The 20,837-nt window shown below is 39.4% G+C and carries 22 protein-coding genes; 9 read left to right on the top strand and 13 right to left on the bottom strand.

Going from position 1 to position 20,837, the window contains the following annotated elements; genetic code table 11:
• Positions 1-47: 47 nt before the first annotated feature.
• Together ABEG20_RS18750 and ABEG20_RS18745 are read left to right on the top strand one after the other, a co-directional pair.
• A complete protein-coding gene (locus tag ABEG20_RS18750; protein WP_406824769.1) occupies positions 48-602 on the top strand; it encodes a LemA family protein in 555 nt (184 codons plus the stop codon).
• On the top strand, positions 602-1,558 hold the full coding sequence (locus ABEG20_RS18745) for a DUF3137 domain-containing protein (RefSeq protein WP_406824768.1): 957 nt from the start codon (positions 602-604) through the stop codon (positions 1,556-1,558). The genes ABEG20_RS18750 and ABEG20_RS18745 overlap by 1 nt, the downstream gene beginning before the upstream one ends.
• Before the next feature lie 294 nt (positions 1,559-1,852).
• Here the strand turns inward: ABEG20_RS18745 and ABEG20_RS18740 are convergent, their stop codons facing one another.
• From ABEG20_RS18740 to gltX, 8 genes are all read right to left on the bottom strand, one after another.
• A complete protein-coding gene (locus ABEG20_RS18740; RefSeq protein WP_265850599.1) occupies positions 1,853-2,218 on the bottom strand; it encodes a response regulator in 366 nt (121 codons plus the stop codon).
• Between the two features lie 16 nt (positions 2,219-2,234).
• A complete protein-coding gene (locus tag ABEG20_RS18735) occupies positions 2,235-2,819 on the bottom strand; it encodes a chemotaxis protein CheB (protein ID WP_406824767.1) in 585 nt (194 codons plus the stop codon).
• A complete protein-coding gene (locus ABEG20_RS18730; RefSeq protein WP_406824766.1) occupies positions 2,804-3,622 on the bottom strand; it encodes a CheR family methyltransferase in 819 nt (272 codons plus the stop codon). The genes ABEG20_RS18735 and ABEG20_RS18730 overlap by 16 nt, the downstream gene beginning before the upstream one ends.
• Positions 3,623-3,625: 3 nt before the next feature.
• On the bottom strand, positions 3,626-3,997 hold the full coding sequence (locus ABEG20_RS18725) for a two-component system response regulator (protein ID WP_406824765.1): 372 nt from the start codon (positions 3,995-3,997) through the stop codon (positions 3,626-3,628).
• A 14-nt stretch (positions 3,998-4,011) separates the two neighbouring features.
• Positions 4,012-7,596: a response regulator gene (locus ABEG20_RS18720; RefSeq protein ID WP_406824764.1), complete on the bottom strand. Its 3,585-nt coding sequence runs from the start codon at positions 7,594-7,596 to the stop codon at positions 4,012-4,014.
• 19 nt (positions 7,597-7,615) lie between these two features.
• Entirely contained in the window at positions 7,616-8,749 is a 1,134-nt protein-coding gene (locus ABEG20_RS18715; RefSeq protein WP_406824763.1) for a sensor histidine kinase, read from the bottom strand.
• Positions 8,750-8,852: 103 nt separating this feature from the next.
• On the bottom strand, positions 8,853-9,695 hold the full coding sequence (locus ABEG20_RS18710) for a neutral zinc metallopeptidase (protein WP_406824762.1): 843 nt from the start codon (positions 9,693-9,695) through the stop codon (positions 8,853-8,855).
• Between the two features lie 162 nt (positions 9,696-9,857).
• The gene (gene gltX, locus ABEG20_RS18705) at positions 9,858-11,366 is read right to left on the bottom strand and encodes a glutamate--tRNA ligase (RefSeq protein ID WP_406824761.1); all 1,509 of its coding nucleotides are present in this window, start codon (positions 11,364-11,366) and stop codon (positions 9,858-9,860) included.
• 223 nt (positions 11,367-11,589) lie between these two features.
• Here gltX and ABEG20_RS18700 point away from each other — a divergent pair, with 223 nt between their 5' ends.
• From ABEG20_RS18700 to ABEG20_RS18690, 3 genes are read left to right on the top strand one after another with little or no spacing between them, the layout of a single operon-like run.
• On the top strand, positions 11,590-12,798 hold the full coding sequence (locus ABEG20_RS18700) for a sensor histidine kinase (protein WP_406824760.1): 1,209 nt from the start codon (positions 11,590-11,592) through the stop codon (positions 12,796-12,798).
• Positions 12,779-13,288, top strand: coding sequence for a DinB family protein (locus tag ABEG20_RS18695; protein ID WP_406824759.1), 510 nt, complete (start codon positions 12,779-12,781; stop codon positions 13,286-13,288). The genes ABEG20_RS18700 and ABEG20_RS18695 overlap by 20 nt, the downstream gene beginning before the upstream one ends.
• Positions 13,278-13,700 (top strand): hotdog fold thioesterase, encoded by a 423-nt coding sequence (locus ABEG20_RS18690; protein ID WP_406824758.1) that lies wholly within the window; start codon positions 13,278-13,280, stop codon positions 13,698-13,700. The genes ABEG20_RS18695 and ABEG20_RS18690 overlap by 11 nt, the downstream gene beginning before the upstream one ends.
• Before the next feature lie 43 nt (positions 13,701-13,743).
• Here the strand turns inward: ABEG20_RS18690 and ABEG20_RS18685 are convergent, their stop codons facing one another.
• Together ABEG20_RS18685 and ABEG20_RS18680 are read right to left on the bottom strand one after the other, a co-directional pair.
• On the bottom strand, positions 13,744-14,844 hold the full coding sequence (locus ABEG20_RS18685) for a serine hydrolase domain-containing protein (protein WP_406824757.1): 1,101 nt from the start codon (positions 14,842-14,844) through the stop codon (positions 13,744-13,746).
• A 13-nt stretch (positions 14,845-14,857) separates the two neighbouring features.
• A complete protein-coding gene (locus ABEG20_RS18680; protein ID WP_406824756.1) occupies positions 14,858-15,220 on the bottom strand; it encodes a DUF6249 domain-containing protein in 363 nt (120 codons plus the stop codon).
• 207 nt (positions 15,221-15,427) lie between these two features.
• On the opposite strand from ABEG20_RS18680, the gene ABEG20_RS18675 reads away from it, so the two are divergent.
• From ABEG20_RS18675 to ABEG20_RS18660, 4 genes are all read left to right on the top strand, one after another.
• Entirely contained in the window at positions 15,428-16,000 is a 573-nt protein-coding gene (locus ABEG20_RS18675; protein WP_406824755.1) for a Crp/Fnr family transcriptional regulator, read from the top strand.
• Between the two features lie 64 nt (positions 16,001-16,064).
• Positions 16,065-16,385: a DMT family transporter gene (locus ABEG20_RS18670; RefSeq protein WP_406824754.1), complete on the top strand. Its 321-nt coding sequence runs from the start codon at positions 16,065-16,067 to the stop codon at positions 16,383-16,385.
• 700 nt (positions 16,386-17,085) lie between these two features.
• Positions 17,086-17,667, top strand: a complete 582-nt coding sequence (locus ABEG20_RS18665) for an RNA polymerase sigma factor (protein ID WP_406824753.1) — start codon at positions 17,086-17,088, stop codon at positions 17,665-17,667.
• On the top strand, positions 17,664-18,149 hold the full coding sequence (locus ABEG20_RS18660; RefSeq protein WP_406824752.1) for an anti-sigma factor family protein: 486 nt from the start codon (positions 17,664-17,666) through the stop codon (positions 18,147-18,149). Before ABEG20_RS18665 ends, ABEG20_RS18660 begins: the two co-directional genes overlap by 4 nt.
• Before the next feature lie 344 nt (positions 18,150-18,493).
• Here ABEG20_RS18660 and ABEG20_RS18655 read toward each other — a convergent pair whose 3' ends face one another.
• The 3 genes from ABEG20_RS18655 to ABEG20_RS18645 all read right to left on the bottom strand — a co-directional run bounded on the left by ABEG20_RS18655 (position 18,494) and on the right by ABEG20_RS18645 (position 20,661).
• Complete coding sequence (locus ABEG20_RS18655; RefSeq protein ID WP_010599196.1) at positions 18,494-18,685, bottom strand: cold-shock protein; 192 nt, start codon at positions 18,683-18,685, stop codon at positions 18,494-18,496.
• 104 nt (positions 18,686-18,789) lie between these two features.
• The gene (locus tag ABEG20_RS18650; protein ID WP_406824751.1) at positions 18,790-19,716 is read right to left on the bottom strand and encodes a hypothetical protein; all 927 of its coding nucleotides are present in this window, start codon (positions 19,714-19,716) and stop codon (positions 18,790-18,792) included.
• A gap of 69 nt (positions 19,717-19,785) precedes the next feature.
• Positions 19,786-20,661: a phosphodiester glycosidase family protein gene (locus ABEG20_RS18645; RefSeq protein WP_406824750.1), complete on the bottom strand. Its 876-nt coding sequence runs from the start codon at positions 20,659-20,661 to the stop codon at positions 19,786-19,788.
• Positions 20,662-20,837 lie beyond the last annotated feature (176 nt).

Raw genomic sequence — 20,837 nt, 5'->3', positions numbered from 1 at the left:
GTTGTAACCTTTTTTTATCTTTATGCGCTAAACCTTAAACTAAAATTATGATTATTGCCCTCATTATTATCGGATTTATTCTTATTGGGATTTTCTTTTACAACTCGCTTATCGGGAAGAAAAACCAGGTCGCAAATGCTTTCTCGGCCATTGATGTAATGCTTAAAAAACGGTTCGACCTTATTCCAAACCTGGTTGAAGTAGTAAAGCAATACACTACTTACGAGCAGGGAACCTTGACCAAAATAGTTGAACTGAGATCTAAAGCGGGCGCACCAAATATCAGTAACGCTGAAAAAGCAGATTTGGATGCACAATTAAGCAGCAATATCAGAGGATTAATGGTAAACGTTGAAAATTACCCTGATTTAAAGGCCAACACCAATTTTATTAACCTGCAAACTACCTGGACGGAGAGTGAAGAACAGATTGCCGCTGCCAGAAGAACCTATAATGCTTCGGTAACCGATTACAATAATTCAATTATGATGTTTCCGGGCAGTTTATTTGCCGGGATGCTGAACTTTCAGCCAATAGCCGTTTTAGAAACCGCAGCAGAAGAACGTAAAAACATTAGCGCAAAAGAACTTTTCAATAACTAATGTTGTTCGATATTGCAAATAATGTAGCCTTACAGCAAGTTTTGGCTACAATGGAGGTAGAACGCACAAGAATTGCCGGCACTCAAACTAAAGGCTATATTTTTATTGCCGCCGGTATTTTAATTTGTATTCTAGGCTTCATATTGGGCCTTCCCGTTCCTGGTGTAATTATTGGCTTAATCCCGTTAATATACGGCGGCGTTCTATTATTTAAGATCAACGATTCTTTAACAGCTTACCAAAATGCCTACAAAACCAATGTAATTGGTGTTGCGCTTAAATTTTTAGACGAAAGTTTATCGATTAGTCCCTATCAGGGAATTGAAGCTTCGGAGTTTATGTACACACAGTTGTTTAACAATGAGCCTGATCGTTACAAAACAGAAGATTTAGTAATGGGATGTGCGGATAAAACCCGGTTTTACTTCGCTGAAGTACATGCTGAATATAAAACAGTAACCCAAACAAAAGACGGAACCCGAACAGCGTGGCACGACATTTTTAGAGGGATCCTCTTCGCAGCCGATTTTAATAAGAAATTTAATGGCGTAACCATCGTCAGGCCAAAAGACTTCGGAGCAGCTTTTGGTGCATGGTTTTCAAAAAACCTGTTTTCTTTTGGCAACAATGACGTTATCCAGCTGGAGAATGTAGAATTTGACAAGACCTTTGTAACCTATGGTTCAGACCAGGTCGAATCCAGGTATATCCTTACACCTGCCCTGATGGAGCGGATACTAAACCTCAATCAGCAAACCAAGTATAACATCAGTTTATCCTTCATCGAATCAAGAATGTATATCGCTTTCCCTTTAAACCGGAATTATTTTGAAGCCCCGGTATTTAAATCTTTACTGAGTCCCGAAACTGTAAATCAAGATATCTCTACCATAAAGTTTATGTATGATATTGTGAAGGAGCTGGATCTGAATACCAGGATTTGGGGTAAGGCTTAAATTTGGTTTAACCGCAAAGACTGCTGAGTTTTTATGCAGAGGACGCTAAGGGGTGTTAAAACCTATATATAGCTAAGCAATTTTGGCGGTTGGATATTATAATTCTAAGTTCGACAGCAATATTACCTTTTATCAGCTTTTTAATGTAAGCGATCGTCACCATGAATCTACTTCAGGGTCTTTTCATGACTAAAAAGATGCTGAAATGAATTCAGCATGACGAAATGGTCTGGCAGGCATTTTTAAAACAGTTGTTTGCTAAAACAATTATCGAGTTCATGTGATAAGATGGCACTAACTCAAATGCTTTTTAACAATTTCTTCTAATGCAGCAATATCAAACGGTTTCGATAGGTAACTATCTGCACCCGCTTCATCAGCCAATGAAGATATATCATTATTGGCCGAAAAATAAATTACCGGAATATGTTTTAAATCAGGATTGCTTTTTAAAGCTCTGGTGGCTTGTATCCCTCCCAGATCGGGTAACCAGTTATCCATAAAAATTAGGTCAGGCATATAGGCTGCAACCTGTTCTTCTATGTTATTGGCACTTTCGGATGTTTTTATCTCATACCCGGCATCTTCCAAAATAAATGTACAGAGATCAAGGATATCCCTATTATCATCAAAAACAAATACTTTTTTTGTAACTATCATATTAACCTCCGAAAAATCAATCATTTAATTTATTTATAAAGTCAGCCATATCGTGGCTATCCACTATGATATGTGGTATTACATTCAGAACCGCCTGTTGTGGCATATATGGCATTATGGCCGTATTTGGATTCTGTACAACCGCCCTACCCCCAAAGATATTTACGCATTTTAATCCTTCTACACCATCTGAATTGGAGCCTGAAAGTAAAATACAGACTAATTTTTCTTTAAAAACTTCAGCTGCAGATTGAAAGGTAACATCAATTGATGGTCGGGAATAATTTACTTTTTCAGAATAATCTAAAGATATACTCTGGTCTTCCTCTATCAGCGTATGGTAATCTGCGGGCGCAATAAAAACTTTACCCGGCATTAAAAACTCCTTTTCATCTGCCTCAGCAACGGCCAATGTTGTACGCGATTTTAATAAATCGGTTAAAAGAGACTCGTTACTTGCCTTACGGTGAACCACTATTATAATAGGAAAATGAATATCTTTCCGTAAGGCAGGAAAAATTTCGAGCAAAACATCTAAACTGCCGGCTGAGCCACCAATAATTAATGCTTCACATGATGTAGAACCTATAGTTTGCGCCATATTTTCTCCATTTTAACCCTTTTATATTCTCTCGCCTTTGGCCAAAATTCCAAACTTTCTTTACTTCCCAAAGCAAGATAGCCCAATTTCTCAATGCTACTATCAAATAAGTTGAAAACTTTGTGCTGTAGCCCTTTATCAAAATAAATTAATACATTTCTACATAAAATCAGTTGAAACTCATTAAAAGAATGATCTGATACCAGGTTATGTGTAGAAAAGATCATCTTGCTGCTTAAACTTTCATCAAATTTTGCCAAAGAGTAGTTAGCCGTATAATAAGCAGAGAAATCTTTTAATCCACCTGATTGCAGATAATTTTCGGAATACTGTTTTAAATAAGTTAAAGGAAACATACCTTTTTTTGCCTTTTCTAAAACCGATGGATTAATATCAGTTGCATAAATGAGCGACTTATGAAGCAAATTAAGTTCTTTTAATACAATGGCAAGCGAATAAGCTTCTTCTCCGGTAGAGCAACCTGCGACCCAAATCCTGATAAAGGGATAAGTACCCAGTACAGGAAGTACATCATTCCGTAAAGATTTATAAAAGGATGGATCGCGGAACATTTCGGTAACATTAACCGTGATTTCTTCTAAAAAACGCTTAAAGTATTGTTTATCTGTTCTAACCGTATAACGAAATTCGGCGAAACTCACAAAATTATCCAGTCCGTATAGGCGGATAATTCTTCTTTTAATCGATGCGTGAGAATACTCCAGAAAATCATAACCGTGATTTTCTAAAACATCATTCAACAGGATTTCTACCTGCGCGTTATCTATCACATCACTTATCACCTGCTATTCTGTAAAATTTTCAATTTGCTTTAATAACTCATCAACATTTATCGGTTTCGAAACATACCCCGATGCCCCCGCGCTCAGGCAGCGCTCTTTATCGCCAACCATGGCCTGGGCGGTTACGGCCAATACAGGTATGTTCTTCATTTTATCTGATTTTTTCATGACCGCCATAGCCTGATAACCGTCCATATCCGGCATCATCATATCCATTAAAACAACGGCAACATGATCGTGCTTTTCTAAAATAGAAAAACCATCTTGTGCACTTATAGCAGATAAACAATCAAAACCTTTGGCCTTTAAAACAGCTTTTAAAGCAAAAATGTTTCGGTTATCATCATCAATGATGAGAATTAATTTTTGAGGCATAAAAATATAATGGTTTAAGATGTATGATGATTTTCGTATAACCAAACCCTTAATAAGGATATCAGCTGATCCATGTCTACAGGCTTACTGATATAATCTGATGCACCCGCAGCAATACATTTTTCACGATCGCCCATCATCGCCTTTGCGGTAACGGCCAAAATTGGCAGGCTGCGGTACTTGATATCCTGCCTGATGGCCGTGGTAGTTTCGTAACCATCTAATTCAGGCATCATCATATCCATTAAAACCACATCAATTTCGGGATTTTCATTTAGTAGCTTAAGGGCTTCTTTCCCATCTGTGGCAGCTACCACTTTCATCTGGTGCTGCTCTAACATTTTGGTTAAAGAGAAGATGTTGCGCACATCATCATCCGCGATCAGAACTGTTTTACCAATCAATACATCCTGCAGCTCGGAAAACTTTTTAGGCGTTTTGGTTTTTTCCTTGCTTTTTTCTTCAACCAAGTGAAGGAACAGGCCCGCTTCATCCAGAATACGCTGGTAAGAATGTGCCGTTTTAACGACGATCGAATCTGCATATTGTTTGATCCGGTTTTCCTCACCTTTTGACAGGTTTTTACCGGTAAAAATAATGATCGGCAAATTCTCCAGGCCTGGTGTTTTCTTCACCACTTCAAGTGTTTCATAGGCGTGTTTATCCGGAATGCCCATATCCAGAATCACACAGTTAACCTCTGGCTTATGCAAGGCAGAAACGCCTTCGTTTACCTGGTTAACAATTTCTGTCTGGATATTAAAATTGCTCAGAAAATAACTCAACGCCTTGGCATGCTGTTCATTTTCTTCTACAATAAGCACTTTTTTAGGATGACGGCTTAAAGCATGCTCTAGTTTTGAAAATATCTCTTGCATGTGCTCAAAAGCAAAAGGTTTATTGATAAAATCTACCGCACCTTTCAGCAAACTTTCTTTCTTCACCTGTAAAGAAGACATGATATGTACCGGGATTGGGCGTGTAGCAGGATCCGATTTCAACTCCTCCATTACCTGCCAGCCATCTTTAACAGGCAGCTGGATATCAAGTAAAATCGCAAGTGGTTTAAACGTTTTTGCCATTTCAATCCCTACGTCTCCGCGAACAGCAACCAAACCTTTATAGTTTCTTTTCCTGGTAAAATCTAAAAGTGTTTTAGCAAAAGGGGTATCATCTTCCACAATTAAAATCACTTTATCATCAGGCTCAATATGATCACGGTCATCCTCAATCTCTTGCGGAATATTTACAACCGTTAAATGGTTTACTTTTTTTAACGGGGTTTCTAAAGCCACCACCGGCTGTTCTTTTTGGGGTACTACACCTTCAAAGCCTTTATTTTTATCAATGGGCAGGGTAAGTGTAAAAACACTTCCTTCGCCTTCTGCACTTTTTAAATCAATGTATCCGCCCAATAATTTAGCCAGCTCTCTGCTAATGGAAAGTCCAAGGCCAGTACCACCAAACTTTCGGCGTGTAGAGCCATCGGCCTGTTGAAAAGCTTCGAATATCATACCCTGCTTTTCGGGTGCAATACCTACACCGGTATCAGCAACTTTAAATATCAGTGCGCCTAATTTTTCATTTGTAATAATATTTAGGGTTACCGAACCTGCCGTGGTAAATTTAATGGCATTTGATAGCAGGTTTTTAATGATCTGCTCCAGGCGCATTTTATCCGTATGGAAAAATTCAGGAACCCCCGCCGATTTTTCAATAACGAAATTCAGGTTCTTATCCTTAGCTAAAGGGTTAAACAAAGAACGCATACCGGAAATAATATCGTCAACTTTTACATTTGTACGATCGAGTTCCATTTTGCCCGCCTCAATTTTAGAAAGGTCTAAAATTTCGTCGATTAAACTTAAAAGCCCTTGCCCAGAGCTTTGAATAACCGCTGCGTATTCCTGATGTTCAGGATCTATGGCCTCATTTTCAGCCATCAATCTTGATAACAACAATATCGAATTGAGCGGTGTTCTTAACTCATGCGACATGTTGGCCAAGAACTCTGATTTATACCTTGTACTCAGTTCTAATGCTTCTGCTTTTTGCTGGATCTCAATATTGCGTTCTTCGATCAGTTCATTTTTTTCTTCTAATAAGCTACTTCTTTCTTCAAGTTCCTGATTACTCTGCAACAATTCTTCCTGTTGCACCCGTAATTCTTCTTCGCTGGCCTGAAGTTTCTGTGCCTGCGCTTCAAGTTCTGCATTTAAACCTTCCAGTTCGCTGTGCTGAACCTGCAACTCTTCTGATTGTGCCTGCGTTTCTTCTAACAATTGTTGTAATTTAAACCTGTTCTGTGCACCCAGTAAAGCGGTACCGATATCAGATAAAATCAAGTTTAAGAAATGTAATTGTAAATCGCTGTATTTCCCGACGGTGCCCAATTCTAAACCTCCGATGGAAATTTCGTTTCTAACAATAGGCAGCACAATTAGCTGTGCAGGTTTAATATTCCCGGTAGCATGCGTAATGGTTAGTTCGTTCTGTGGAACATCTTCCAACAATATAGGCTTACCTGATTTAACTGCCTGCCCAATTAAACCCTGTCCAAGTTCTAGGGTTTTAGCTAAATTTTGTCCATGTAGTGCGTACTGCCCTTTTAAATGCAGGTATCCATCATCTTTAAATAAATAAATGGCACCAATCTGGCTCTTGGTATAGGTGGCCAAAAACTCAACAATATCATCTGCCAGGTGGAAAACGTCTTTTTCGCCAACCATTTTCACGTTTAGGTTAGCAACGCCGGTCTGCAACCATTCATTCTCTTCTAAAATATCAAAAGATTTTTTTAGTGATGCCGACATGGTATTTAACGATTCGGAAAGTTCGCCAATATCATCCCGGCTTTGGCTATCGAGCTTGACACCATAATTACCATCAGATATCTGAACGGCAATTTCTTTAATGGCCGCTATGCGTTTCTCCATCTCGTATTTTTTATCCTCAATTTCTTGCTGGAGTTTAACACGTTCATCAAAATCAATTGATACCCTCCGATAAAAAAACAAAGTGATCAAAATGGCAAGAACCGCTGCAATTAAAATCAGGATAGGCGTGTAAGAAGTAAGTTTGTTTAATTCGTTGGTTCTTTTCTCCAGTAATCTTTTCTCTTCTGCAACCATTTTACTCACAACGGCCCGGGCATCATCCATATAAATTTTACCCTGAAATAATACGGTTGGATCAATGGCACCCCCTAAAGTTTTAATCTCTATAGTTGATTTAATGATATCCATTCTTTTGAAAAGAATATTTTTAAGCGCCGCCACATTTTTTTGCTGAATTCGGTTATCCCTGGTATCGAGTTCTACTTTTTTTAGGATCACAGCCGCCGAATCGCTGGCACCGTAATAGGGCGTTAAAAAAACCTTATTCCCTGTTAATAAAAAGCCCCGCTGGCCAGTTTCTGCGTCTTTTAAATACGATATAATATTTTCTGCATTTAAAATCACCTCATCGCTACGTTTAACCAATTCGGTACTTTTAATCAGGTTGCTAATACTTATGTAAGAGGCCAGGGAACTGATAAACAGAATAATTAGCGATAAGCCGAGGCCTAAACGCAAATTATTTTTAAGAGTTGTTTTCATTAATACGGATTAAGGATAATTAGATTTGATTTTTAAGGATTTCTTCTTCTGTTGTAGGAATAATAAAATAGAATTCAGAACCTTCATCCGGCACACTGTTTACGCCTATTGTGCCGCCATGGCGGTTTATGATTTCTGAACAGATGTACAAGCCGATCCCCAGACCGTTAAACCGGTTACTGTTCTCTTCTACCCGATAAAATTTATCGAAAATTTTGTGCTGCTGTTCTTTTGAAATACCGATACCAAAATCTTTTACGGCCAGATAAAGTTTCTCATCTTTAATATTTACGGTTACATTAACCTGATTGGTGCCGGGAGCATATTTAATGGCATTGGTGATAAAATTGATCACCACTTGTTCCAGCCGCATTTCATCACCAAAGATCATTTCATGAGTTTTGCCCAGTTTGCTGATTTTAAAATCGGGATTTGATTGCTGCAACATCTCGATGGCATTATTTACCATATCATCAGCGCAAAAAGTTTTCATATTAAACTTCATCTTTCCGCTTTCAATTTTCGAGATATCGAGCAGATCGACAATCAATTCGTTCAGCTTTTCGAGCTGGATACTGGCTTTTTCGAGGTGGTTTTGGGCAATGGCTTTATCATCCCTTTTAAGGCTCCGCTGCAACAGCTGGATATAACCCTTCACACTGGTTAAAGGTGTTTTTAATTCATGGCTGGCAATGCTGATGAATTCGTCTTTTTTATGTTCGGCCTGCTTTCTGAATTCAATTTCTTCGAGCAGTTTTTCCTGCACTTCGTTGAGCTTTCTATTTTGCTCGTATATTCGATAAAATGTTTTTATTTTAAGGAGTAATACATTAATATCAACTGGCTTGGTGATGTAATCCAATCCACCGCTCAGGTATCCTTTGGTAATGAATTTTAATTCTGTATTTACAGCAGAGAGAAATATAATGGCCGTATCCTTTGCCTTGCTAAAGCCCGAAATGGTTTCAGCGACCTCGAAACCATCCATATCTGGCATCTGTACATCTAGAATAATCAGGACATAATTATTTTTTAGAACTTTTTTCAGCGCTTCTTCGCCAGATGATGCGGTATCAACCTCAAAATTGTGTGCCTGGAGTACTTTCTGTAAGGAGATCAGGTTTTCTGGCCTGTCATCAACTATAAGGATCATCTTGATTAAAACAAATAAGAAGCCGGGATAATTATGTTTGGTTTAGAGATAAAATCTCATTAACTGTAAACAAACAATCCGGTTTTAAAAAAGTTTTGATTTTTTACAAATTATTTGAATTAAAGGTATCGCCCTGTTTAATATCTCCTGTTTCAAAACCTTTTTTAAACCAGTACATCCGCTGTGCAGAAGTACCATGGGTAAAAGAATCAGGTTGTACTTCGCCGGTAGCCTGTTTTTGTAATTTATCATCTCCAATGGCATTGGCAGCCGTTAGTGCTTCTTCTATATCGCCCTCATCCAGCTTAAAATCTTTCAGGTTTTGGGCATTGTGTGCCCAAAGGCCGGCAAAAAAATCGGCCTGCAACTCTAATTTCACCGATAAGCGGTTATATTCTTTTTCACTAACCTGGCCTCGTGCCCGATCCAGTTTTTCCGAAATTCCCAATAAATTTTGAACATGATGACCAACCTCATGTGCAATTACATAAGCCTGTGCAAAATCTCCGGCAGCACCGAAACGGTTTTTTAAATCATCATAAAATGATAAATCGATATAGACTTTCTGATCTCCCGGGCAATAAAATGGCCCGACATTAGCACTGGCATTTCCACAAGCGGTTTGCACAGCTTCCCTAAATAACCTCAGTTTAGGATATTCATACTGTTTGCCCATTGCCTGAAATTCCTTATCCCACACCTGCTCGGTTGATTCTAACACACCTGCAACAAACTGTGCTTGCGGATCGTTCGCCGGCACCCCCTGTTTCACTTCTTCAGTACCTGTTGTAGCCGGAATCTGACCAACCAAGCCTGTTAAATCTTTCCCAAAAATTAAACCGAGTACCACAATGATGATACCTACCCCGCCACCAAGGATGGTTCTTCCTCCACCGCCACTTCTGCCGTCTTCTACATTATTACTGCCTTTACCAAACCATTGCATAATTTAATTTTTAGTTTAATGGATAACCTTAATTATGGGATAATTGTTAGGCTAAAGTATAAATTATTTTTATTGATTTATCCATTCGCATTTTTGGCAAAAAAGAAGTCAGGTTTAAAACCTGACTTCTTTCATGATATTCATATATTCCTGAAGGATATACTAGCTATTAAAAACAGTAATTGCTTTTGTTATCCTTGCTTTAGTTTCTTCTGCACCCAATAATACAGCAATATCAAAAACGCCTGGGCCGAATTTACCGCCTACCAGCATAATGCGGAAAGGCAACATCAATTCTCCCGGTTTAAAACCCTTTTCTTCGGCCAGGGCTTTAAAGGCTGCTTCAGCAATAACCGCATCAGTTAAGGTTAAACTATTAGCAAAAGCATTAAAAAAATCAGCTTTTTCTACTGTCCATTTTGGTTTTACCGAATTTACATCATATTCTGCAGGCGAAGCAAAAAAGTAACGGCTCTGTGCCACAAAATCAGGCAATAGTGTACAGCGGTCTTTAATTAAATCAATAACAGTATTTAAAAAAGTATGATCATTTACTTCAACACCCGCTTTTTCCAACTCCGCCTTTACGCCTGGCGCTAAGCGCTCAGCGCCCTGCGATTTAATCCACTCATGGTTATACCACTTCGCTTTTTCGAAATCGAATTTAGCGCCTGCTTTACTGATTCTTTCTATCGAGAATTTTTCTTCCAGCTCTTTTAAAGAAAATAACTCCTGGTCGGTACCATCATTCCAGCCTAAAAGGGCCAGCATATTAATAAAAGCTTCGGGCATAAAGCCCATTTCTTTAAATCCTTTGGTTACATCTCCGGTTTTAGGATCGGTCCAGTTCATGGCATACACCGGGAAACCTAACCTATCGCCATCGCGCTTGCTTAATTTTCCATGTCCATCTGGCTTTAAGATTAAAGGTAAATGTGCCCATGACGGCATATCGGTTTCCCAACCTAAATATTTCCAAAGTAAAATATGCACCGGTGCAGAGGGCAACCATTCTTCTCCCCTAAAAGCATGACTAATCTCCATTGCCTTATCATCAACCACAACCGCTAAATGATAGGTTGGCATTCCATCAGCTTTCAACAATACTTTATCATCAACCAAAGCGGTTTCGAAACTTACATCGCCACGGATTAAATCATTAAAATGTACAATTTCATCTCCTGGCACCTTAATGCGGATAACATGCGGTGTTTTTGCGGTCAGCAAATCTTCAACTTCACTAATGGTAAGGGTTAAAGAATTACGCATCTGCATGCGCGTGGCCTGCCCATACTGGAAATTTGGAATTTCTTTACGTTTGGCATCCAGTTCTTCCGGGGTATCAAAAGCGTAGTAGGCATAACCATCACTGATTAACTGTTCGGCAAATTTACGGTAGCTGGGTTTGCGTTCGCTTTGGCGGTAGGGCCCATAAACCCCTGGGGTATCAGGGCTTTCATCCGGTGTAATGCCGCACCAATCTAAACAGTTCACAATATATTGTTCTGCGCCCTCTACAAAGCGGTTTTGATCCGTATCTTCTACTCTAAGTACAAAAGTTCCATTATTTTTTTTTGCAAACAAATAATTGAACAGGGCAGTGCGCACACCACCTAAATGCAAACCTCCGGTTGGGCTTGGGGCAAATCTTACTCTAACTTTTTTATCCATGATTGAATTGTTGAGCGGTTGGCGCGAGGCATAAAGCGCATAAAACGCCTATCTCCATACGCAAAACGCAAGACGGTACAAAGATATATTTTTCATCCATTTTATCGAGTTTTCATCTGTGGTTAAGCTACCAGGCGTTCGAGGTGATTGTTGAAAGGTTTTGAAAAAGCATAATGGTTTGATGTTTTTTTCGTTTTGTTATTGTAATTTGGCTAGCTAAAGCATGAATCCTTATCAAAAGAAACGCCGCTGGAAGTTTTTCCTTCTCATTTTTGCCATCCTAATTGGCATTGCTTCAGTATTTTACACCGATTCTTTTGTGAAAAAAATGGAACGCGAGGAGGCAAACCAGTTTCATCTTTGGGTGAAAATCCAGGAGCGGGCCATGTTTCTTTATGATAACGATGATTACCGCGATGTGGTAGAAACCGTAAGAAAGAATACGAAAACGCCGGTAATCCTGGTCGATTCGTCAGAAACGATTACTTCTTTTTTTGGTTTAGACAGCACTAAAACCAATTATCCTGTTGCAGATACTAAACTCACTTACGATAGTTTATATTTTGTACGGCAGTTAAGGCAAATGAAAGCACAGCATCAGCCAGACGAAATGAATTTTTTGGGCAAAAAATTTAAAGCTTACTATCGCGATTCTTTCATTTTAACGCAGTTAAGGTATTTCCCATACATCCAAATGGGTGTTATTTTCCTTTTTTTGTTAACGGCCTATGCAGCATTTAGCTCGGCCAGGAGAGATGAGCAAGACCATGTTTGGGTAGGTTTAGCTAAAGAAACAGCACACCAGTTAGGTACACCGATATCATCGCTTATGGCCTGGACAGAACTGATGAAATCTAAATTTGATGCCGAAGATGATCCGCTGATTGCCGAAATGGAAAACGACATTAAGCGATTGGAAATTATTACCGACCGTTTCTCCAAAATTGGTTCTAAACCTATACTTGAAGATCATACGGTTTATATTGTAGTGAGCGATTTTATCCGTTATTTTAAAGTACGCACATCAGATAAGGTTAAATTTAGCATTACCGGTGATGAACAGGTACGTGCAATGTTAAACGTTCCCTTGTTTGATTGGGTAATTGAAAATCTGCTCAAAAATGCGGCAAATGCCATCGAAAATGAAGGCTCTATTTCCATCAACATTATTGAAAATTTAGCCAAAGAGCAGGTCTTTATCGACGTGAGCGATACCGGAAAGGGTATTCCAAGATCAAAATTCGATGCGGTTTTTCAACCCGGATACACCACGCGTAAACGGGGCTGGGGCCTGGGTTTATCACTTACCAAACGGATTGTAGAAAATTACCATAGTGGCGAAATTTTTGTAAAAGAATCTGAACAGGGCAAAGGCACAACTTTTAGAATAATATTAAAAAGCAGTTTAAGATATGAACCGACCACAGCCTAACGAATACCCAACTTGGGGCGAAACCTACATCAGTAAAGTTAACGGAGATATTGTCGAAATTTTGACCGACCAGGCCCACAGTCTTCCGGCCTTGTTCAGGAGAAATACCGATAAAGCTGATTATGCTTATGCGGAAGGTAAATGGACTTTAAAGGAAATGCTCGGACATATTATTGATGCTGAACGTGTTTTTGCTTACCGCATTACTTGTTTTGCAAGAAACGAACAGCAACACCTGCCCGGTTTTGAAGAAGATGATTATGTTAAAAACGCCCGTTTTAGACAACGCGCCCTGGAAGATCTGATTGAAGAGTTTATAGCACTGCGTAAAGCCAATTTATACCTTTTCAAATCTTTAAATGAAGAAGAACTAAACAGAAAAGGAATTGCCTCAGGCAGGGAAATTAATGTAAAATCTATTTTGTTTATTGCCGGTGGCCACATTATCCACCATATTTCTATTTTAAAAGAACGTTACCATGTGGTTTAAGAATTTTACGGTTGATGAGCTGAACAGCAGACCTAAAAATCATTTAGGCGGGCTCCTCGATATCTGCTTTACCGAAATCGGCGAAGATTTTATTACCGGAACCATGCCTGTTGATGAACGCACACATCAACCTGCAGGTATTTTACATGGCGGTGCCTCGGTGGTTTTAGCAGAAACGCTGGGCAGTATCGCTTCTTATATGTGCATCAACCCGGAGAAATATGTTGCGGTTGGCCTGGAAGTAAATGCCAACCATTTGCGGCCGGTAAAAAGCGGTTTGGTTAAAGGCATTTGCAAACCTTTACATATTGGGGCCAAAACGCATGTATGGGAAATAAAAATTTACGATGAGCGTGGCAAAATGAACTGCATTAGCCGGCTAACTGTGGCGATTATTAACAAACCGCAATAAAGAAAGAGAATACATGAGTCCGCCTATTATCCATAACATGGGCTTACTTATTTTTGATTAAATGCGTGATCACCAAACGTGCTATATTTTCGGTAAGTGAGGTTGGCGAATGGCAATCGCAGTTGGTCAGCCCAACTACATAAATGTCTTCGCCGGGCACATAAACACCCATACTTTTGAACCCAAATATACTGCCGCCATGTGTGCGTACCGGTAATCCTTCCAACTCCTTAATGTGCCAGCCATAACCATAATTAAATGGTGTGCCATTATTTAATTTATAGCTTGAAAATGCCTTAAGGCTTTCCGCCGCATTTAGCAGTTTATGCTGCGTTAGTGCATTTTGCCATTTCAACAGATCGGCCGGTGTAGACATTAAAGAACCCGAGGCAAAGGGTACACTAAAATTAATGGCTGTTTTGTTTACATAAACATGCTCTTTCTTCTGGTATCCATAAGCGCGGTTTTTGATTACCTGCTTTTCACTGGCATAATAAGAATGGCTCATGCCCAGCTGATCGAAAATGTGATGTTGAATAAAATCTGCATATCGCTCTCCGGAAACGACTTCGATCAAATAACCTAATAACGCATAGCCCGAGTTGTTATATTCAAAACGCTCGCCAGGAGCAAAGTCAACAGGCTCATCCTTAAAAAAATCGACCATCATTTTAGGTGTCATCTCCTTTTGGGCAATACTGGCAAGTGATTTCATTTTGGTGAAATCTTTAATTCCCGAAGTATGGGTTAGTAAATGGTGTATCGTAATTTCATTTCCAGCTGGGTAATCAGTAATGTATTTTGAAATGGGGTCGTTTACATTTAACTTCCCCTGTTGCGCTAAAAGCAACACCGATACAGCCGTAAACTGTTTGGTCATAGAGCCCAGTTGGAAAACATTTTCAGGAGTTAGGTTTACCCCAAGCTCAAGATTGGCCTTGCCAAAAGCTTTTTGGTAAATTACCTTACCTTTTCTGGCGACCATAAATACCCCTCCAGGACCCTGCTGATCAGTTATTACCGTTTTGATCAAATGATCAATCTCACCGCTCAGCGTTTGGCTCTTTACTGCTGCCGGCAAGAGCAGGCAGCAGACTAGTATGGATAATAAGCCCCAAAATACCTTGGATTGTCCTGGTTTCACGTGTAAAAAATGACTAAAACTTATCTTTCTCAATTGCTTTCTTCTCCACCACAAACGAACCAATCAAACCTAAACCACCAAAAACACCCAGGCAGCCAAAATAAACAGCTACAGCCTGCGAAGTTTCGGTTTCTGTCATTCCGGCACCAAACATACTTCTTACTACTGCAAGAGCCACAAGCAGCCCAATACCCAGGCCCACAAGCAATAAACCAAACTTCAAACTCAAATAAGGCTTGGGTGCCGATTTACCTACCCCAGGGTTGATCCCACGCTCAATCATGGCCATTTTTTCTTTGTTTGATAAATAACGGATTCCAAATACCATGGCAAATCCGCCTAAAAAAAGTGAGATGGGAACTAATATACCGCTCATAATTATAATTTTTTAAGGTGTTAATATTTAATTGTCTGTTGAACCGTGTTCTGTGTATTATGACTACCTGTTTTTTAATCAGGTTACACCCGAGGTTAAAAATATTCAGCTACCAATGATCAATCACTATAATGAACATCATAAATTATCAATACCTGAAGAGGCAAGCTAAAAAACATTTCTATTTTTGTAATAAATCTTCTTATTTTGATTGAACAACTCAGAGATACACCACTTTTTAGCGCATTAAGTAACGAATCGTGGCATGAGCTTAGCCATTACATGGCATGCGTTCAATATCCAAAAAGCACCACAATCATTTATGCAGGTAAGGTAGAACCCTATTTTTATGTGCTTCAAAGCGGCATTGCCCGGGCTTATAGCGATGGCGAAAACCAACAGATTACTTTTTGGTTTGGAGAAAGCGGTGCTGTTCTTTTTTCGTTCAACAGCTATATTAACAATGGCCCCGGTTATGAGAATATCGAATTGTTAACAAGCAGTACGCTGATCAGGATTAAGCTGGCCGATCTGTTTCAGCTTTACAAACAAAACCTCGAAATAGCGAACTGGGGCCGGAAAATTGCCGAACAGGAGCTTATTGCTACTGAAAGAAGATTAATTGACAGAGCTTTTAAAGGCGCCGCTGCACGTTACCATGAATTTGTAGTGCAATCTCCCGAACTGATTAAAAGGGTGGCCTTAAAACATATTGCTTCGTATCTGGGGGTAACTCAGGTTACACTGAGCAGAATAAGGGCGAGCACATTGCTAAAATGATTTTTTAACATTTGTAAAATGTTACCGGTTAAATGCATCTTAAATTTGCAGAAACACATTTTTCATGAACTGGATGATCTTAATTACTGCCGGCCTTTTTGAGGTTGGTTTTACTACCTGCCTTAAATTATCGAACAATTTTTCGAATATAAAATGGAGTACCGCTTTTTTTGTCTGTATCATTCTAAGTTTCCTTTTACTAAATAAAGCCACCCAAACTTTACCCATGGGAACGGCCTATGCCGTTTGGACAGGTATTGGCGCTGTAGGAACGGTTATTACAGGGATTTTATACTTCAATGAACCGGCAACCTTTTGGCGGATATTTTTTATCTGCACACTTATCGGCTCAATTGCCGGACTCAAGTTTTTTGCCTCACATTAGCAGCCGCCAACTTCCGAAGTTTACCAGGGCCCCACCAATCTATCTAACACTTAATTTTTCCTTTTGGAGCGCAATGCCTGTGCAAGAAAAAACGGAGTTCCTGTGTTGCGCTTGTACGCTTCGGGCATCGTTCCTCCTCCCTGCAGGGTACCGCTGCACCCAAGGCTAATTGGCAAGGACAATGTTTCATTTCTGAGGATCGGCAGGTTGTACAAACGCTGTGCATAAACCTGATGGCAGCGGCAGCCCCGAAGCATGAGGGCTATAGCGAAAAGCAGGACTGCAATCCCCTATCCAATACTGCCCTTTCTTTTCCAAGTAAAATGTATATTAGTTTATCCTTTTGGAGCGCAATGCCTGTGCAAGAAAAAAACGGAGTTCCTGTGTTGCGCTTGTACGCTTCGGGAGTCGTTCCTCCTCCCTGCAGGGTACCGCTGCACCCAGGGCTGGTTGGCGAAGACAGTGTTTCATTTTAAGGGTTTGCAAACCGTACAAATGTTGTTCATAAACCTGATGGCAGCGGCAGCCCCGAAGCATGAGGGCTAAAGCGGACAGCGGGACTGTAATCCGCCATGAAGCGCAGTCCTTTCATTTCCAAAAAATTTACTTTTTACGTTATTCACCTCACTACCCATAATAATATTTTTAATCGTGCCTTACCTGTAACCTCGTTCTACCTGATGTAGTCTTACTACTAAACATGGAGCAAAACACCACAGATTTAGCGCTGATCCAAAATGTATTGAACGGTGAAACCGATCAGTATGCCTTATTGGTTAAACGCCATCAGCGGTTTGTATTTACACTTGCACTAAGGTTTTTGAAAAACAGGGAAGACGCTGAAGAAGTTGCGCAGGATTGCTTTGTAAAAGCATATAAGGCTTTGGGTACTTTTAAACAGACGGCTAAATTCAGCACCTGGCTGTATACCATTACCTACACAACGGCCATGACATTTTTAAGGAAAAACCGATTAGATACCACTTCCATACATGATGAAAGCGCCGTTTTGCAACTCGAAAATCAGACCTCCGGTTTTAATGCGAATGGGTACGAAAAGCAAGACAGCCATGCTTTTTTAAATATGGCCATTAAACAGCTCTTACCAGATGATGCCGCCATTATTACCCTGTTTTATAAGGGCGAACAGAGTTTAGAAGAAATTGGCGAAGCATTGCGTATGGAGCCCAATACCATAAAAGTAAAGTTGCATAGGGCCAGGCAAAGACTTAAAGAAAAATTACAATATTTATTAAAAGATGAAGTAAGGGAGTTACTATGAATACAATAGAACAACAGCTTTGGGATTATATTGATGGGAATCTGGATGAATCTTCTAAAAAAGCCATTGAGGAAAAAATTGAATCTGATGCCGGGATTAAAGCGCAGTATGAGGAGCTGCTAAAACTTAATTTGGTTTTCAATACGCTTGATCTTGAAGAACCCTCCATGTCTTTTACCAGAAATGTGATGGAAAGTATTGCCTTTGCTCCTGCCCCGGTAGCGATGAAAACCAAAGTGGATAAAAAGATTATTTACAGCATTGGCGGATTTTTTATCATCTCCATCCTATCCTTATTTGGCTATGTACTATACAACTCAAACCTGAGTATGCCTAAATTGGGGTTTAATATTAATTGTAACTTTAATTTAAATCAATATATTACACCTGCTGTTCTGTACAGCTTCTTATTTTTCGATCTGGTGATAGGATTGGTATTTCTTGATCAGTTTTTAAGGAAAAGAATACATAAAGAGCATTAATCGGGCGCTAGATCGTCATTTCGACTGGAGTGCAACGAAACGTAGAAATCTTTTAGAAATTATAGATAACCTAAGTTTACTGCGTGGCCAGCACCCCTCCTGCTGGATAACACTTGAAGTAATTCAGGGTGAAGATATTGATTTACCTTATTACTGAAAATTTAAAGACATGTTCACCAAGTTCAGGTAAATAGATTTCTCCACTACGGTCGAAATGACGATTTATTTAACCGAGTTTTCTAAATCTCCAATCCGTTTGACCGCTCACCAAATCCGGGGAGAGATAAAATAAAAAAGGCCGCCATCGGATGAAAGCAGCCTCGTGTGTAAATATGATAAATAAATTAAATTACTTTCACATTAACGGCATTTAAGCCTTTTTTACCGTTAGCAACTTCGTACTGAACTTTGTCGTTTTCACGGATTTCGTCGATAAGACCTGTTGAATGAACAAAAATTTCGCTATCGCCATTCGCAGGGATGATAAAGCCAAAACCTTTAGTTACATTGAAGAATTTTACTGTGCCTTCTTGCATTGTATTAAATATTAAAATTAAGTATGCAAGGTAAGTTTTAATTTTTAAAATCAAAATAAAATTTTAACCTTTTTTAACATTAATATTTTGTAAACTACAGATTACTAAGGCTTTTTATTTGCTTTTCCAATCATGGTCAAAGTAATCTCGCTATTATGCGGAACAGCTAAAGTGGTTCCCGGAGCTATATCAAAAAGGTTTCTAACATAGATATCCGCTATTCCCTGGGCCACCTTTTTTTTCGCTTCGGCATTTTCGGGAAGCACATTATAAATCTTTTTTACATGTATGCCTCCCTGAAAATCAACAATAGCCGCAACCTGGTAAGCAAAATCTTTATAAGCACGGTCTATCCGGATAATATACTGTGGAAACATATAATCGTAAGCCTCAGTTCTGTTATTCGTCCGGTCTACCGTACTGATTTTTTCAACCCTGGCTATTTTGCTTTTAGGGATAAACTGAACCGGGCTTGTAGCGGCAAAAGCACTGTCACTATTGGCATTAACTTCTGCCGAACGTCTCTCTATAAAAGCGGTGTCGGCTTTGGTCGGTTTTTGCAGCTCTTCGGCTTTGGCTTTTAATTTATTTTTTATATAAGCCTGAGCGTAAAAAGTCATGTTTACATCTGAACGTACATCTGAGGCAATCACCTTTCCATCCACCTGGATTCTTTGAAAAACCAAACTATCTTTACTGATGTGCTTTACCTTAAAAAATTCGGCTGCAAAATTATATACATTACCATGATCGTATTGCAGGTAAAAATTCTGCATCCTGCTTTTCTGCGGACTCCAGGCCGACATGGTGTCTTCCTTAACCACTTCGATAATCCACGATGGTTTTTGCATAAAACCATCCCTGTTAAAAGAGTATCCATCTTTAAACCGTCGCTTTACTTCAACATAACGGATGCCTTTTACAGGTTCGAAAGTAAAATCCCTTAACGTTGGATTGCTGGTTTTAGCGCCATAATTACAGGCAGAAAGCATCAGTATAAAAAAGATAAAGTATATCGAATTTTTAATCATTTCAACAAAATATTGGGCTAAAATAAGTTTTTTTAACCAGAGGCAAACATGGTTGTTAGGTATACACTTTTATCTATCGGCTTGTTTTTTCACTAAGATAACATTGGCAACCTTCCGTTGCCCTTCATGATCCCATTTTTTATTATCTGCCGGATAGTTGATCACACCATGATCAGGCATTCCGTTCACCCACAAAGTGGCAGAACCACCGCCATCAAAATTTAAAGCATTGGCACAGCCCAACCACCGCATTAATTTGGTTAGTTCGAACAAACTCATGCCTGCAGCATTTTCATTTCTTCCATCAAGGGTCAGCAAAATCACCCTGCCATTTGGCTTTATACCAAGGCAGGTACGCGGATGGCGCAAACGGCTAAAACCGGTAGTATCTAATTTTTCATCTATATGATCTAAAGTTAACAAAGGTCCGTTTAACAACACATTCTCGGCGGTCAGCCTGGTTTCCCAATCCGTTGTTCCATCCCACTTTTTGATCGAAATTTTTCCGTTTTCAATTACAACCGCAGCTTCCTGATGCCCGGCCCTATTGCCATTCTTACCCAGGCGGTTCGTGTTGATCGTTTTTCCGTTCACACGTACAAAATCTACGGAACCGCCGTTTTTAACATCAAAAAAATTACCATTTATCGCCGCAATAGCCGTATCCCGTAATCCAAAATTACTGGTGGTAAGCAATTCTTTTTCTTCTGCTCCGATGGCAAAAATGGCCCTACGACCCGTATTTTTTATTTCCAAAAACGAAATATTTTGGTTTGCGCCAAAAAGATTTTTCTGATCAAAGTGATGCCGGAATAAAGCCACCTGCCTGGCAATTCTGTTTTTATGCCATTTAGCTTTTACAACGGTAATAGAATCGGCATTTTGGCCAAAAGCGGAGAAACCGAAGGTAAATAATGCAAGGGAAAATAATAGTTTTTTAAGCATGGCCTTGTTTTGGCATAAAATTAAAAACGGTTATGTTATTTAAGTTAAAGCATCAAGAATTATACAAAGGGCTATGAATAGCGTCGCCATTTCGAGCAGAGTGAAACGGAGTCGAGAACCCGAAGGCTCAGCGAAACTAAATCTATTAAGATATATCTCTCCATTTCACTGCGTTT

This window comes from Pedobacter sp. KACC 23697 (assembly GCF_045348445.1).
Taxonomy (GTDB): Bacteria; Bacteroidota; Bacteroidia; order Sphingobacteriales; family Sphingobacteriaceae; genus Pedobacter.
This window is presented reverse-complemented; position numbering and strand designations above follow the sequence as displayed.